At 43.9% G+C, this 15261-nt stretch carries 16 protein-coding genes and 1 pseudogene; 8 read left to right on the top strand and 9 right to left on the bottom strand.

The window, feature by feature from the left end; all coding sequences use genetic code 11:
* Positions 1 to 167 precede the first annotated feature (167 nt).
* Both ACQCV8_RS13925 and ACQCV8_RS13920 read left to right on the top strand, forming a co-directional pair.
* Positions 168 to 539 (top strand): annotated as a pseudogene (locus ACQCV8_RS13925) (hypothetical protein); the annotation flags it as partial.
* A gap of 221 nt (positions 540 to 760) precedes the next feature.
* Entirely contained in the window at positions 761 to 1501 is a 741-nt protein-coding gene (locus tag ACQCV8_RS13920) for a class I SAM-dependent methyltransferase (RefSeq protein WP_426845332.1), read from the top strand.
* Positions 1502 to 1560: 59 nt separating this feature from the next.
* Here ACQCV8_RS13920 and ACQCV8_RS13915 read toward each other — a convergent pair whose 3' ends face one another.
* Genes ACQCV8_RS13915 through ACQCV8_RS13900 form a run of 4 tightly spaced genes read right to left on the bottom strand, consistent with a single transcriptional unit; the run spans position 1561 to position 4344 of the window.
* Entirely contained in the window at positions 1561 to 2418 is an 858-nt protein-coding gene (locus ACQCV8_RS13915) for an RluA family pseudouridine synthase (RefSeq protein ID WP_426845330.1), read from the bottom strand.
* Between the two features lie 43 nt (positions 2419 to 2461).
* Positions 2462 to 3256: an NAD kinase gene (locus tag ACQCV8_RS13910; RefSeq protein ID WP_426845314.1), complete on the bottom strand. Its 795-nt coding sequence runs from the start codon at positions 3254 to 3256 to the stop codon at positions 2462 to 2464.
* 36 nt (positions 3257 to 3292) lie between these two features.
* The gene (locus tag ACQCV8_RS13905; protein ID WP_426845312.1) at positions 3293 to 3931 is read right to left on the bottom strand and encodes a GTP pyrophosphokinase; all 639 of its coding nucleotides are present in this window, start codon (positions 3929 to 3931) and stop codon (positions 3293 to 3295) included.
* A gap of 32 nt (positions 3932 to 3963) precedes the next feature.
* Positions 3964 to 4344 carry a hypothetical protein gene (locus ACQCV8_RS13900; RefSeq protein WP_426845310.1) on the bottom strand — a complete coding sequence of 127 codons (381 nt, stop codon included), beginning with the start codon at positions 4342 to 4344 and terminating at the stop codon, positions 3964 to 3966.
* 168 nt (positions 4345 to 4512) lie between these two features.
* Here ACQCV8_RS13900 and ACQCV8_RS13895 point away from each other — a divergent pair, with 168 nt between their 5' ends.
* The 4 genes from ACQCV8_RS13895 (at position 4513) to ACQCV8_RS13880 (ending at position 7318) form a co-directional block, all read left to right on the top strand.
* Positions 4513 to 5091 (top strand): CYTH domain-containing protein, encoded by a 579-nt coding sequence (locus ACQCV8_RS13895; RefSeq protein WP_426845308.1) that lies wholly within the window; start codon positions 4513 to 4515, stop codon positions 5089 to 5091.
* A gap of 78 nt (positions 5092 to 5169) precedes the next feature.
* Positions 5170 to 5814 (top strand): lytic transglycosylase domain-containing protein, encoded by a 645-nt coding sequence (locus ACQCV8_RS13890; RefSeq protein ID WP_426845306.1) that lies wholly within the window; start codon positions 5170 to 5172, stop codon positions 5812 to 5814.
* Between the two features lie 218 nt (positions 5815 to 6032).
* Complete coding sequence (locus tag ACQCV8_RS13885) at positions 6033 to 6443, top strand: thiol management oxidoreductase (protein ID WP_426845304.1); 411 nt, start codon at positions 6033 to 6035, stop codon at positions 6441 to 6443.
* A complete protein-coding gene (locus tag ACQCV8_RS13880; protein WP_426845302.1) occupies positions 6443 to 7318 on the top strand; it encodes a ClpXP adapter SpxH family protein in 876 nt (291 codons plus the stop codon). The genes ACQCV8_RS13885 and ACQCV8_RS13880 overlap by 1 nt, the downstream gene beginning before the upstream one ends.
* A gap of 50 nt (positions 7319 to 7368) precedes the next feature.
* Here ACQCV8_RS13880 and ACQCV8_RS13875 read toward each other — a convergent pair whose 3' ends face one another.
* On the bottom strand, positions 7369 to 7746 hold the full coding sequence (locus ACQCV8_RS13875) for an HIT family protein (protein WP_426845300.1): 378 nt from the start codon (positions 7744 to 7746) through the stop codon (positions 7369 to 7371).
* Between the two features lie 342 nt (positions 7747 to 8088).
* Between ACQCV8_RS13875 and ACQCV8_RS13870 the strand changes: the two genes are divergently transcribed.
* The gene (locus ACQCV8_RS13870) at positions 8089 to 8262 is read left to right on the top strand and encodes a hypothetical protein (protein ID WP_426845298.1); all 174 of its coding nucleotides are present in this window, start codon (positions 8089 to 8091) and stop codon (positions 8260 to 8262) included.
* A 243-nt stretch (positions 8263 to 8505) separates the two neighbouring features.
* On the opposite strand, the gene pepF is transcribed toward ACQCV8_RS13870, so the two are convergent.
* The 4 genes from pepF to mecA all read right to left on the bottom strand — a co-directional run bounded on the left by pepF (position 8506) and on the right by mecA (position 14262).
* A complete protein-coding gene (gene pepF / locus ACQCV8_RS13865; protein ID WP_426845296.1) occupies positions 8506 to 10323 on the bottom strand; it encodes an oligoendopeptidase F in 1818 nt (605 codons plus the stop codon).
* Positions 10324 to 10414: 91 nt separating this feature from the next.
* A complete protein-coding gene (locus ACQCV8_RS13860) occupies positions 10415 to 11587 on the bottom strand; it encodes a competence protein CoiA (protein WP_426845294.1) in 1173 nt (390 codons plus the stop codon).
* Between the two features lie 350 nt (positions 11588 to 11937).
* Positions 11938 to 13452, bottom strand: coding sequence for a cardiolipin synthase (cls, locus tag ACQCV8_RS13855; protein WP_426845292.1), 1515 nt, complete (start codon positions 13450 to 13452; stop codon positions 11938 to 11940).
* A 153-nt stretch (positions 13453 to 13605) separates the two neighbouring features.
* Complete coding sequence (gene mecA / locus ACQCV8_RS13850) at positions 13606 to 14262, bottom strand: adaptor protein MecA (protein WP_426845290.1); 657 nt, start codon at positions 14260 to 14262, stop codon at positions 13606 to 13608.
* 309 nt (positions 14263 to 14571) lie between these two features.
* On the opposite strand from mecA, the gene ACQCV8_RS13845 reads away from it, so the two are divergent.
* Complete coding sequence (locus tag ACQCV8_RS13845; RefSeq protein ID WP_426845288.1) at positions 14572 to 15234, top strand: TerC family protein; 663 nt, start codon at positions 14572 to 14574, stop codon at positions 15232 to 15234.
* The last annotated feature ends 27 nt before the right edge of the window (positions 15235 to 15261 follow it).

Genomic DNA, 15261 nt, shown 5'->3' with positions numbered 1-15261 from the left:
CAACCAGCCTAAGATGCTATATGCACTGTCTTAGGAGGGGCAATGAGATGCCCCTGTCTTGAAGGCTGTTCAAAACAGAAATGGACTGCGAACGTTTAGTCATTCAAGAATCCCACCCGTCACACCGAAAGGTGTAGGGCTTGCGGCTTTAGCCGTGGGAGTCTCAAGAGGAAGCACCTATTTATCAGGTGCATGACGGAGGCAAACTAGTCGTTGCCCACGCAGGAATTAAGGAAAAAGACATCGGACGCTATACAAAGCGGATTAAAGAATTTGTTCTGTACGGGGATGTGACCGGAAGAATCCTGGAAAACGGCCTCTCAGAACGGGGAGACTGGGCCCTCAATTATATTGGAGACCCTTGGATTGTTTATGGGCATACACCAGTCAGACAGCCGAGAGTGCTGAATAGGACGATCAATATTGATACCGGTGCAGTCTTTGGGGGAAGCTTAACCGCTATCCGCTATCCGGAAATGGATACGATCTCTGTATCATCCTCCCTCCCCTTTGACGAATCACGGTTTCGGGGGGACTGATAAGTACTGGGGCGGATCCGTTTAGCTTGTTTTTGAACCGGTAATGGGAGAAGTGGTGTGCTTTCCAACTGAACTGGACCGCTTTCCGGGGGAATGAGGCTCTTTCTCGTCCGAACAAAATTAGTCACCTCTTGGTTTAGCTGCAATACTATCAATTCCCCTTGTAAATAAAGAGGGGTTGAAGTAGACTTTTCTAGATGCATCCAGTATAAGGAAGGGGAATTGCAATGACAGAGAAATTTGGTTCGCAGGCTTATGACGAAGAAATGTTTTTCAGCCAGTTCATGAGAAGAAGATACCGAACAGATAGTCCGAATATAAGCATTGAAACCCCCGCTATACTGGATTTAATTGGAAGACCCACAGGAAAATCGGTGCTTGATATTGGCTGCGGTGATGCGTCAATTGGCTTTCACCTGCTCGGTCAAGGATGCCTTTCCTATCTTGGAATTGAGGGTTCACAAAATATGTTTGATGAAGCCATCCGCGTATTAGAAGGCAGCAAGGGGAAAATAGAGCTTTGCTCTATGGAAGAGTACGCGTATCCTCCAGAAGCGTTTGATCTGGTGATCTCTCAGCTTGTGGTTCATTATTCAAGTGACGTTGATGCATTATTCTCTTCGATTTTTAAGACATTAAAACCAGGAGGCAGGTTCGTGTTCAGCCTTCAGCATCCACTGCTTACTTCATCATTTAAAAGCACTTTAGAAGGTAAAAAGCGGAATGACTGGATTGTAGATGATTATTTTCATAGCGGCAGACGGGTTGAAAATTGGATGGGGCAGAAGGTTGTCAAGTATCACCGGACGACCGGGGAATATTTTGCCGCTCTTTCTAATGCCGGGTTTAAGATTAATCACCTGATGGAACCTGAGCCAGACCCTGCTTATTTTTCCAATCAGGAGGAATATCTGCGCAGAATGAGAATCCCGCTCTTTCTGGCTTTTTCCTGTACTAAATAGCTTTTTACGAATCCTGCTAAAACTCCCGCAAAAAGCCCCGTCACCATGTGCCGGGGCTTCTATTCTAAAGAATCCGTTTCTTCCCAAAACTTCCTCATGTCTTCGGGGAGGGCCGTTTCAAATCTCATTTTCTGTTTGGAAAAAGGATGAAGGAAGGTGAGAACTGAGCTATTCAATGCCTGTCTTCCCATAAGGGCTCCACTTCCTCCATACAGTGTATCCCCTGCCAGCGGGTGGCCGATGCTGCTCATGTGTATGCGGATCTGATGGGTTCTGCCTGTCTCGAGCTTTATTTCCACCAGACTGTACTCTTTTTTGCCTTCCAAAACTTTGTAATGGGTGACCGCACGCTGTCCGTCTTCCCTGACTTCCCTTTCAATGATGCTATCCCGCTTTCTGCCGATGGGTACGTCGATCATTCCTGCTTCCTGCTTTAATGTTCCGTGAACGATTGCTGTATAAGTTCGCTGAATGCCCGCCTGCTTTTGCAAAACAGAAAAAAGAGAATGACTGAACCGGTGCTTAGCGGCGAGCATCAGGCCTGACGTATCCTTATCCAGCCGGTTTACGATGTGAATGGTGGAAGAGAGCCCCTGTTTTTGAAGGTGATGAAGCAGCCCATTCGCAAGCGTTCCATCCGGATATAAACGGGACGGAATCGTGGCCATGCCGGCAGGTTTAGCTAGTACGATGCAATGCTCGTCCTCGTGAACAATGTCCAGCGGAATCTTCTGAGGCACTAATCCTTCACTCGGTTTTTCTTCCGGAAAAAGGACCAATACCCGGTCACCATCTGAAAGCTTCCGTCTGACCGTTTCCTTTTCCCCATTCACAAGCAGGTTTCCGCCGCTGAATTTAATATCGGTGATCGCCCTTTTTGTAAGCTGCTTCGTTTTTAAAAACTCTCTTAGAATCATTCCGCTGTCTTCTTTTGAAACCTTCCATTCAAGCTTAAACTGTTTACTGCCCAATAAAAGAATCCTTTACGCGCTTCCAGAAAGGAAAAGGACGGAAGCGGGCAAACCTGACATTCTCTTTAGCTACACGGCATTGAATGGACTTCACATCTTTATGAAGCAGCGTAAGGTGATCAATTGTAATTTGAAAATCCACATCATTAACGGGCTTCAGCATACACGTATGATGATCCGGAAGAATGAGCGGGGAGCCGACCGTACGGAAAACGCGGTTATTGATTGAGGCCATTTCGGCAATCTGAATGGCCCGGATGGATGGATGCAGGATGGCTCCCCCCAACGCCTTATTGTAGGCTGTGCTGCCGGAAGGAGTGGAAATGCAAAGGCCGTCTCCCCTGAACGTTTCAAACTTTTGTCCTTTTATCTCGACATCCATCACCAGGGAATTTTCAATCGCTTTTACTGTACATTCGTTTAAAGCCAGATAGCGCGCTTCCTTTCCACCATCATTGTGGCGGATGATCACTTCAAGTATCGGGTATTCTACAATCTGATGAGGGGTTTTTGCAATCGCAATGACGAGCTTTTCAATTTCATCCGGCACCCAGTCTGCATAGAAGCCAAGGTGGCCGGTATGTACTCCTATGAAGGCGGTTTTATCAAGACGGCTCCGATATCGGTGGAACGCATAAAGAAGGGTGCCGTCGCCGCCGACGGAAATGACAATATCAGGGCGGTCTTCATCGTATTCAAGATCAAAATCGCTCAAGTAAGTCCTCATTTTCTGCATCAGCGTGTTGGATTTGTTATCGCCTTTGGACGTAATCGCAAATCTCATGTTCCAGGCCCCTTTTCTTTTCATATCGTATGGCTTCTACTCGGTATCTCTCGCTTCCGTTTTTCTTAAAAATACTGCATGGGCCTCCTGGATTTCTCCCTTAATAAGAGACATTTCTTCATCAAGCCGGTATGCCGCCTCAGCAGCTCGCTGAAGGCGGGTTTGAATGGCCTCCGGAAAATTCCCTTTATACTTATAGTTAAGTGAATGCTCGACCGTTGCCCAGAAATTCATAGCGAGCGTCCGAATCTGAATTTCCACGAGGATGACCTTTTCTCCGTATATTGTTTGAACAGGATACCGGGCTACAACATGATAGGAACGGTATCCGCTTTCCTTCTTGTGTGAAATGTAGTCTCTTTCTTCTACTATCTCGATATCCTTACGTTTTCTGAGCATATCCACTACAACCCGGATATCATCGGTAAACTGGCACATCATTCTTAAACCGGCTATATCCTGCATATCACTATGCAGCTTATTCACTGCAATATTTTTACGTTTCGCTTTATCCAGGATGCTTGCAATCGGCTTTACTCTTCCGGTTACAAACTCAATCGGCGAGTGTGAGCTTTCAAGCTCATACTCGGATCTTGATCCCTTCAGCTTAATCTTTAATTCATCCACTGCCTGCTGATACGGAGCTAAAAAAAGCTCCCATTCTCTCTCTTCCATCTCCATCGCCCCCAGAATGAAATGTATGGACCTTACGCTAATGAAGCGAACACTTCAGAAACTTTCCCTTCCATTTCATCCCCATAGTTGGCATTTCCTGCTATATTCTGAACAAGCTCACGAAGTTCATTAAAGAATTCCTCAAGTTCGAGCTCATGCTGATTAATGCTTGCCCAAACAGATAAATCACCGGCTCTCGCTTTTTCAATCTCTGCCCAGCAGCCGGCCGGAATGCTGAAGTATGTAAACTGTTCAGCGTCTTCCAATATGTATATAAAAGCGAGATGGTCAGAATCCGCCAGAATTTGTCCTTTTGCTTTAAGTGCTGAAGCATCTCCATCATAAGAGCTTCCTTTAAGGACTAATTTACCGCTTTCAAATCCAGATTCGATCACTTCAATTCGTTTGTTCATTTCCTAAACTCCTTCCAATGCAAACCTGCACATCCATTTTACCATACTGTCCCCTTTCTAATAAAATGGAAGGTCCTTTTCATATCTCTCAATTATTCTTTTTCTCCGTTGCTCTCATGAAAAGAAAGAGAGATAATAGAACCATCAACCTTTTATGGAGGATTCACCATGTCACAGCATATTGAAATCGAGTTTAAGAACATGTTAACAGAAGAAGAATTCGCACGGCTCATTCAGGCATTTGAATTTGACGAGGCTGATTTTAAAGAACAAACCAACCATTATTTTGATACGGAGAACTTCCAGATAAAAGAAAGGCAAGCGGCCTTAAGAACCCGTTTTAAAGCTGGACAGTGGGTGTTTACACTTAAAGAGCCGGCTGAAACAGGTCTTCTTGAAACCGAGCAGGTTTTAACAGAAGAAGAAGCGGAACGATTGATGGAAGAGCACCAAATTCCAGACGGGCCTGTTAAAGAACAGCTTGCACTATTGGAAATTGAAGAAAAGTCGATCCGTTATTTCGGTTCTTTGACAACGTGGCGGGCTGAAAAAAAAGAAAAGGAAGGCTTAATTGTTCTTGATCAGAGCCGATACTTATCAATAGAAGACTTTGAGCTGGAATTTGAAGCAGAGGAAGCGACAGCAGGAGAACTATATTTTAGCCGGCTTCTTGAAATGTATCAAATCCCTGTCCGGGAAACGAAAAACAAAGTCCGCCGTTTCTATGAGCGGAAGTATTCCGTTTAAAAACTGGCGTTCAACAGGATCACAGCACTGCTGACCAGCTTCCCATATAAAGCTCAAAAATAAAGGAGACCATAGCATATGGATATAAGACAGTTTCAGAACATGATGGAACTACAAAACCTCCGCGCCCCGGGATACCAGCCTGGAATAAGAGAACAAAGCCAATCTGCCAGCACGATGTTCAGCAGTCTGATGGATACGATGCTCCGTTATTATACAGGGGGACCCGAAGAACCCTCTGTATCCATCAGAGAGCAGCAGGCAAGTCTTTACCAGCCGGCAAGCGTGGTGCATCCGATTTCTTTGAATGAAGTAAAAGCATCCTCCATAAAGCAGCCTGCTGGTCCTGCTTCAATTGAAGCCATTATAGCCAATGCTGCGGAAACGTATGGAGTAGATCCTAAACTGATCCGCTCGGTCATTCAGCAGGAATCCAACTTTAATCCTCAGGCCAGAAGCGGGGCCGGCGCCATGGGTCTGATGCAGCTGATGCCGGCAACAGCGAGAGGGCTTGGCGTAGAAAATGCTTTTGATCCCAGAGAAAATATCATGGGCGGTACAAAGTATTTAAAACAAATGCTGAACAAATACAGCGGTGATGTGAAATTGGCTCTAGCAGCCTATAATGCAGGGCCGGGAAACGTTGATAAATATGGAGGAATTCCTCCTTTTTCAGAAACGCGAAATTATGTAGCAAAAATTTCAGCTTCCTATTTTGCATAAGCCAATCAGTCCTTTACGGGCTGATTTTTTTGTGCAAAAAAGAACTTTCAGTTAACCCTCAATGCGATTTGTTTGAGATATGCCGTCCTCATTGTTAAAATAAGCTTATTACATTAGCCAAATGGTTCTAAAAAGCATTGGTGTATAGCCATTTAAGGCTATTAGCACATACTAATCTTACTCAATATAAGAGAATTTAACATAAAGGAGTTATCAACATGGCAGATTCTTTTGCAACTCCGTATGAAGCGATTGGAAAAGAGCTTCTTTCTCAGCTTGTTGATGCTTTTTATTCCAATGTAGAAAAACATCCCTTGCTGTCTCCAATTTTCCCTGATGAATTAACCGAGACAGCGAGAAAGCAAAAGCAGTTTATGACCCAGTATCTGGGCGGGCCGCCCCTCTATACAGAGGAGCATGGCCACCCGATGCTGAGGGCCCGTCACCTTCCTTTCCCTATTACGGAAGACCGGGCAGAAGCCTGGCTCGAATGCATGGACAAAGCAATGGATGAAGTTGGTTTAGATGGAGACATACGCACTTTCTTTTTCGAGCGGCTTACATTAACTGCACATCATATGGTAAATACTTCTGGTAGTGCTCTTGATAAGAAAGGAGAATGGGATTAATGCCTTCTGGCGAAAAAAGAAATATCGGGCATTTTTTCTCTCATTGCCACGGCAATGCAAAAAAACCGCTTGAAATTTATTTGTTCGTAGACCCTCTTTGCCCCGAATGCTGGGCCCTTGAGCCTGTTATAAAAAAACTGCTAATGAGATACGGACGCTTTTTCACACTAAAGCATATCATCAGTGGAAACCTTGCAGCACTTCATGCAATGAAGAAAAAAAAGCCCGAGAACATGGCCGCTTCATGGGAAAAAACCGCGTCCAGAACCGGAATGTCCTGTGATGGATCGATCTGGTTTGAAAACCCGATTTCCTCCCCTTATGCACCGTCTGTAGCTATTAAAGCAGCCGAACTTCAGGGAAGGAAATCAGGGATCCGTTTCCTGCGTAAGCTTCAGGAAGTGCTGTTTACAGAGAAGCAGGATGTATCAGATGAAAAAGTGCTAATTGACATTGCCGGCATTACAGGATTGGATCAAGATGAATTTATTAAAGACCTTCATTCAGAAAGTGCTGTAAAAGCACTTCAGTGCGATATGAAAATTACAGCGGAGATGGAAGTCATTGAAATGCCGACGATTGCGTTCTTTAATGAACGGGTTGAAGATGAAGGCTTAAAAATCGCCGGGTATTACCCGTACGAAATGTACGAAGAGGTTCTTTTCGAGATGCTCGGCGAAGCGCCGCCACCATCTGAACCGCCGCCGCTGCCCGTTTTCTTGTCATATTTCCGTTTTGTCGCTTCAAAAGAAATTGCTCTTGCATATAATATGAGCATCGAGGAAACCGAGCGCGAAATGAAAAAATACCAGCTCGCTCAAAAAGTAGAGCGTGTGCCTGTAAAGCACGGAACCTTTTGGAGAGCATTAGACTAAGAAACCGCCACCCCATATTAAGGGCTGGCGGCTTTTTAGCTTGTTAAAAGCTATCTAGTAGGCTCACCTTTTAAGAAGGCCCTTTTATTTTGCCCGCTCTTTAACCAGTGCCTGATTCCCTTCCCTGCATATGGCTCATCTTTGTACCGGGGGATAACATGCATATGTGCATGCATAATATGCTGACCGGCCTCTGCTCCGCTGTTCCAGCCTACATTGTACCCATCAGGATGGTATTTTTCATCCAGCACTGCCTTAGCTTCCTTCAAAAGAGAAAATGCTGCTTCCCATTCTTCTGCTGTAAGATCAAACACTGTAGGCCGGTGACGGACAGGGACAATGACGCCTGAGCCGATTAATACATCCTGAGGAACTTGCAGGAACAGACACAATTCATTGCTTATTAGGACCTGCTGTTCTTGTGACAACCGGCAAAATGGACATTCGGATATACTGCCCGCCTCCTTAGTTAAGGATTTTTTATTTAGTGTACCACAACATTGTAACCGCTTTCTTTATTAATTAAATTAAAAAAGACCATGCCGGGATAAGCATGGTCTCTTTCTGTATGTCTTAACGACAACAAAGGGGATGGGAGAAATTTTTCACGGTCAAACAAAGGGGTAAATGTTTGTTATGTGATCAATTTCACACCCTGAGTATATCAGAATATGTCGAGTTTTGACAAGTGCTTAGTTCCAAATTCACAATTTTGTCACAAACATATTTCCCAGCACCCTTACATATAAAAAAGGACGGGGGTGATTTTAGTGAATCCTATCATGCTTTCAGGGCTGCTGCTTTTATTCGGAGGGGCATTCTTTCTTCACCTGCTCGGATTAATGAACCTTATTCCTGTGCTGGTCTCCTCCCTCATATTGTTTGGCAGCATAGCTGCCGGAATTTATGTTCTTACCCGAAAAAAAACATTCAAAGGATATTAGCTTTAGAAAAATAAAGCGGGCAGCCTCCATTTTCAAGCTGCCTTATCCAATTGCTGTCTTATCTGGATAAGAGCCCTGTTGAAGGTTCTGTTGATTTGGAGCGGAAGGCATGGGACTCTGAGCTAAGAGGAGCGGGAAAAGTATGACCTCGCAGGCGCAAAGCAGCGGGGATGCAATCAACAGCCCAATGCAGCAGGGCCTAAAAAAGATGAGACTGGCACCTGATGGGCCAGTCTCTTTTAATTATTCGTTCATCAGTTTTTCCAGTTCATTCAGTTTCTCTTCAAATACTTTGCATGCTTCTTCTACAGGCCGGGAGGATGTCATATCGACTCCTGCTTTTTTCAGTACTTCAATCGGATAATCCGAGCTGCCGGCACTTAAAAATTCAATATAGCGTTTAACAGCAGGCTCCCCTTCCTCAAGGATCTGCCTGCTGAGAGCAGCTGCTGCACTGAAGCCGGTCGCATACTGATAAACATAGTAATTGTAATAGAAATGGGGAATGCGTGCCCACTCAAGTCCGATTTCTTCATCGACATGAATGTTTTCTCCAAAATACTTTTTATTTAATTCGTAATACATTTTCGTCAGCAGTTCAGGAGTTAAAGGCTCCCCTTCCTGAGAGCGTTTGTGAATGCTGTGCTCAAACTCTGCAAACATCGTTTGTCTGAAAACGGTGCCCCGGAAGCCTTCAAGGTAATTATTCAAAAGATACATCCGCTTTTTCTTATCGTCAATGGTGTTCAGCAAATAATCATTCAAAAGCGCTTCATTCGTTGTCGATGCTACTTCAGCTACAAAGATTGAATAGTCACCATACTGATAAGGCTGATTTTTCCTCGTATAATAGCTGTGGACAGAGTGGCCGAATTCATGAGCCAGCGTGAACAGATTGTTCACATTATCCTGCCAGTTCATCAATATATAAGGGTTGGTTCCATACGTGCCTGAGGAATAGGCTCCGCTTCGCTTTCCTTTATTTTCGTGTACATCCACCCATCGGTTTTCAAAGCCTTCTTTTAAAACGCTGAGATAGTCCTCTCCAAGAGGCGCCAGACCTTTAAGGATGTAGTCCTTTGCTTCACTGTAGGAAACGTCCATTTTTGTGTTTTGAACAAGCGGAGTGTAAAGGTCATACATGTGTACCTCATCAAGGTTTAAAGCCTTTTTGCGGAGTTCTGCGTAACGCTGCAGCAAATGGAGGTTCTTTTCAACGGTAGACACGAGATTATCGTACACTTCCTCCGGGATGTTGTTCCCGCTTAATGCTGCCTGCCTTGCGGATTCATATTTTCTTGCCGACGCGTAAAAGTTATCTTTTTTAATAGCTCCGGAAAGCGTACTCGCAAGCGTATTTTTAAATTTACCGTACGTGTCGTAAACCGCTTTGAAGGCATCATGGCGCACTCTTCGGTCTTCACTTTCCATAAAAGTGATAAAGCGGCCGTGTGTCACTTCGACCTCTTCCCCATTCTCATTTTTAATGGACGGGAACTCCATATCAGCGTTGTTCAGCTTTCCAAAGATATCACTGGACGCACGCAGCGCTTCAGAAGCCTGGGCAAGGAGTGCCTCTTGCTCCGCAGAAAGGACATGCGGACGTTCACGGTTGATTTCCTCGAGTGCATGCTTATAAAGCTTTAATTCATCGTTTTCATCAACATATTTTTTTAATGTTTCCTCATCCATTGCAAGAATTTCAGGCACCATGTAAGAAGAAATACTGCCAGCCTCCGTATACAGGGTTGCTGCACGGTCATTAAGGGCCTGATAATGGGAATTTCCCGTGTCCTGGTCATATCTCATATGTGCGTATGTATATAGCCTGCCAAGACGCTCTGTTACAGAATCCTGAAAGGAAAGGCCTTCGAATAAAGATTGTGCGGAATCTCCAAGCTTTCCTTTATAATCTTCCATTTTAGGGATCAATTTCTTTAATTCCGCAAACTCTTTTTCCCATTCTTCATCTGCTGCAAAGATATCTTCCAGTCTCCACGTATCCTCAGCCGCAATCTCACTTCTAAGAGGCAGTTTTTTAACTGTTTGCTGTTCGGACATGTTTTATCCCCCTTTTTAATAAGGCTTTGAGAGCCTTTCATTCATCTTGTCTAAATTCTCATATGAAGTCAATTAATATGCCGCCGCTTGTCTATAGGTTATGCCGGCAGCCAGAAATTAGCCTGAAAAACTCAGTATCAGAATCCAAAATCCTTTCAATCCGGTCAGTCCATATGACGGGTGCTATCCGATACCTCTTTTCATTCTCCATAAACACTAAAAATCCTGCTTTAAGCAGCCAGGATCCAAGGTCTTCCACCACATCCTGATTTGAAGGGTTTGCAAACGAAAGCTGCCGCCTGACAGCAATTCCATCCCTCTCTAACTGGAACAGGTATTCCGCTGCATCCTGTACGGTAAATGAAATGCATTCTTCTGCCCATAATAAAAGGCTTGTTTTCCATAGATAGGGCTCTGTTTCAAAGCAATAATCAAAACAAGATGGAATAAAAACAATCGAAGGGAGAAGTGCGAGGGGGACCCGTTTTTTTACATAAAGCATTTGTTGGAAGGCCGTCATTTCCTTTGGGGGCAAACGTTTTCTGAAGCGGTTCAATCTGCTCTTAAGCCAACGGTCTGGCAGAATTTCATCAGGAGGATTTTGAAGAATGTGCTTTAGAGAATCACCCTGTCTAAAGGACACAGCATGAGCAAAGAAAATCTGTCCTGAAAATGGATACAGGTGATTTAGGCGTAGAAGCTGTTTATTTTCCGGGCAATAATACAGGAGGTAAGGGGTGAAAGAACGTGGAAAATGTCTGGCGAAGAGCCAGGAGAATGAGGGGATCCGGTATTCTGAAGGGCCAAGCCGCTTAAGATGATTGGAGCCAAGGATCCAGATGGACTGTATGTTCAGCTTTTCATACCCGCGGATTCTGCTCGCCACATGCTCTCGCGGAATCACAGAACATTGATATTCAATGGCATATCTTTTGCCGTTCATGGTGAAGAGCAAATCCGGCCTTTGGCGGATTTCTGGAAGAAACGGCTCCAGCTGAACCTCCCCTTCTTTTTCCAGCCATTGATATAAATCCTCTTTTCCAGCCAAATGCCTTTCGGTTTCCGGCTCTGAATAACTCTCACATGCTGTCTTTTTCCGGTGGGCAAAATGGTACCTTTTAATTTTTCCAAGCTTAAGCTCCATCTGCTGTTTGCATGCCGGACAGTAAAAAGAATGGGTCGACCGCAGCCGATCCAGTTCTTCAAACGTGTAGGTCTTTCTGATTAATGAAAAAATCTTCGTATTCATTAAAGCGGTCAGCAATATAATTCCTCCTCGCAATCGTTCAGCCCCTACTCATTCTTCAGAGAAGGGCCCGATTCCTTTCCAAATTGCAAGGTTGTGTTTTGCTGTCCAAAAAGTGAATTTTTCAGCTGGAGACTGGCGTTTCCTGTGTTCCTCTGATGATCAGTAATTTCGTTTTAAAGGGTTCTCCATATAGATTGGGGTTGCCTACGCTGATTGAACGGATCAACAAAGAAAACCCCCTAGTTTTGCCGGGGGTTTTTCCATTTTTATAAACTCTCAGCAGGACTTTTTATACAGCCGCTTTGATCCTGTTATTAAAGGTCTTAAGAGGAGTTTATTCAAAGACAAAAGGGCTTGACTCTAATTCAGAGCATCGGTGAAAGCAGCCTGGCAAACGATTCAAAAACTCTCTGGAAAAAACTGCGCTTTATAAAATCTTCCATTTCAAGTCTTTTGGATTCTTTTAAATCCTTTTCGTATTCTTCCACGAGGGTGACTGTGCTGTCCGTTCTGTACAGGAATGCATTGACCTCGAAATTCAGATGAAAGCTCCGCATATCCATATTCGCTGTTCCAATGGATGCAAGCTCATAGTCCACAATTACGATTTTGCTGTGCATAAAGCCTTTTTCGTATTCGTAAATTTCCGCTCCTGCTTCCATCAGTTCAGCAAAATAGGATCTTGAAGCGTAAAACACAAGTTTTTTATCCGGCCTTTTTGGTACGAGCAGTTTTACGTCTACTCCGCTTAGAGCAGCGACCTTCAGCGCGGACAATATGTCTTCATCGGGAATAAAATACGGGGATGCAATCCATATGGAATCCTTAGCGGATACAAGCATCGAAAAAAACAGGCTTTTAATGTTTTCCCACTTATTATCAGGGCCCCCGGCAATCATCTGCACACCGCCGTTGCCCAGAGGATACTCGTCTGGATCGGCCTGAAGATACGTTTCTGTATCCAGTTCTTTACCCGTCATGTAATACCAATCCTGCAGGAAGATCATATGGAGTGTCCGTACTTCTTCCCCTATAACCATAAGATGGGTATCCCGCCAAAAACCATAAAAATCCACTTTTCCTAAATATTCATCTCCAACGTTAAGTCCGCCCATAAATCCAATTTTTCCATCAATAATCACAATTTTCCGGTGATTGCGGAAATTGATTTTGTTGCTTAGGAATGGAAGACGGACTGGAAGAAAAGGCACCATTTCAATGCCGGCTCTGTGCATTTTGCTTATGTAGGCCTTCGAAAGCTTCCAGCTCCCAACTGCATCGTAAAGGAATCGGACCTCAACGCCCTCTTTGGCTTTTTCTATAAGCGCTTCCTGCAGCTGGATTCCAATTTCATCATGGCGGACGATATAATACTCCAAATGGATGTAGGTTTCCGCTTTTTTGATTTCCTCCAGTACGGCTGGAAACTTCTGATCTCCATTCGTTAAGATTTTAGTCTGAGAGGCAAAGGAAACAGGGCTGTGGCTAAGGTTATGCGCAAGCTTAAACATAAGCTTCTGGTGGTCGCCCATTTGTTCTGCTTTCTCATGATAATTTTGATGTTCTCCTTCAATTTGCAGATAAACCTGCTGGTCAATTAACCCTTTCTTCTCAAAAAGCCTTCTTTTTCTCACATTCCGTCCGAAAAGCATATAAAATAAGAACCCGACAATCGGAAATGCGCCGAGAACAATGAGCCATGTTAATGTCTGATTCGGCTTCCTGTTTTCCATAAAGATAACGAATCCGATGAAGACAATGGACAGGGTAAAAATAATGCTCAATGAACCCAGAATCCAGTCGCCCCAATAGTTTTTTGTTAATAAAATAACTCCGGTAATAAATACAGCAAAGATAATGACCTGTATAAAATTTTTCATCTTTTCACCTGACTTTTCTGCAGCATATACTATAGTACGAATTACATTCCCCAAAAGATTCAATGATAACCAAAGAGAAGGGCGATTGATTTTTTCAGAGCCCTTATACGTGCAAAAAAAAGAACCGATTCCTTATGAAATCGGCTCAGGAAATTAAGCGAAATGTTTGCGGAGGGTATGAAGGGCATGCTCTCCCATAACTTTCTTTCCATATTCCTCAAGTCTGTGCACCGTGACTTTGGATTGGCTGCCATATTCTGCAATAATGCTCAGGAGATTATCCATTTCTTCTTCAGCCTGCTCATCTGTAAACTCTGTATACAAGAAGTAGTGTGAATTCAATGCATAAAGACTGTTTGTAAACCCTGAAAGGCCCGTTTTCGCTAAAGAAATCAAGTCTTCAAAATCATTAAAATGAATCACATATTCAAGCTGCGGCGGCTGATCTTCCTGTTCCGCAGTGGATTTGGAGAAATGATCATCCATTAAACTGTCGATGTTCTCATCAACAGGGATCTCATGATATTTATCATCGCTTATCGGCAGTTCGAGCTTCTGTCCATCTTTCGACATCTGTGCTCTCGTAACTACAACTTCCAGACCTTTGTCCATTGCCTGAACCTGAATCCACAGCGGCCCTTCCATCATAAAGTCTTCCTCTTCATGTACTTCGTCCATCATTTCCCAGAACAATTCTTCGCTGCGTTCACGGTTGTACCAGATTTCATCCCGGTCAAAACCGCGTTCTTCTATATCGCCATAGGAAATGTAAAATTTCACAGTGTGCTCATTAATGCGTTCAATTTCCATGGATTACACTTCCCTTCTATTTTTGATGTTGAAGGGACAACTAAACCCCCGATAGTTGCACTTTCCTACACTTTACCCCAAAGCTGTATTATTTAACCGCCTTAATGCTTACCACAATCTTCTCATGCCAGTCAACCCGCCATGAGAATCTTGTACTCCTATTTTATGATAAATCGGCTGTAAATGAAATAAAAAAACACTGAAATGGATGAAAACAGTTATTAACCCACGAGAAGGCATAAAGCGGAGGGGAATTCATATATTTGGTACAAGCACAAGCCTATTTAGTGAAGCAAACGGGGGTATTGGATGGAGCAGGAGTTTCTCATATCGTTATTCATGATTATTGGCATTGATCTGATTCTAGGCGGGGATAATGCCATCGTAATAGCCATGGCAAGCAGAAATTTACCCGAGAAACAAAGACAAAAAGCCATTATTATCGGAACCTTCTTAGCCATAGCCCTGCGCACCGCACTAACGACTGTCGCAGTTTACCTGCTTACCATTCCTTACCTTCAGCTGGCGGGGGGAATTTTTCTGCTGTATATATCATTCGGGTTAATGTGCGGCGGAGATGAAGAAGAGGAACATGTAAAAAGCCATGGAAGCCTCTGGAAAGCGGTACGGACGATTGTAGCTGCTGATGTGCTGATGGGGCTCGATAACGTGATTGCCGTCGCCGGTGCAGCCAACGGACATACGATGCTTGTCGTAACAGGACTTTTCATATCCATTCCGGTTATTATATGGGGAAGCAAATTTGTCTTAAAGCTTATTGATCGGTTTCCTTATTTACTCTATGTTGGCGGCGGGATGCTTGCTTATACGGCCGGCAAAATGATTTCTCATGAAGACCAGCTTCAGTTCCTCGCAGACCGGCCGATGTTTCTTGAAGCGATTCCGTATTTTACGGTTCTCATCTTTGTTATAAGCGGTATTATAACGAAAAAGAAGAATTTAAACACTTAAAAAGCCTTCCGGTCCGGAAGGCTTCTG

The organism is Metabacillus sp. 84, assembly GCF_050107715.1.
Lineage (GTDB): Bacteria > Bacillota > Bacilli > Bacillales > Bacillaceae > Metabacillus_B.
Note: the sequence above shows the minus strand (reverse complement) of the source record. Positions and strands in the feature narration are given on the sequence as shown.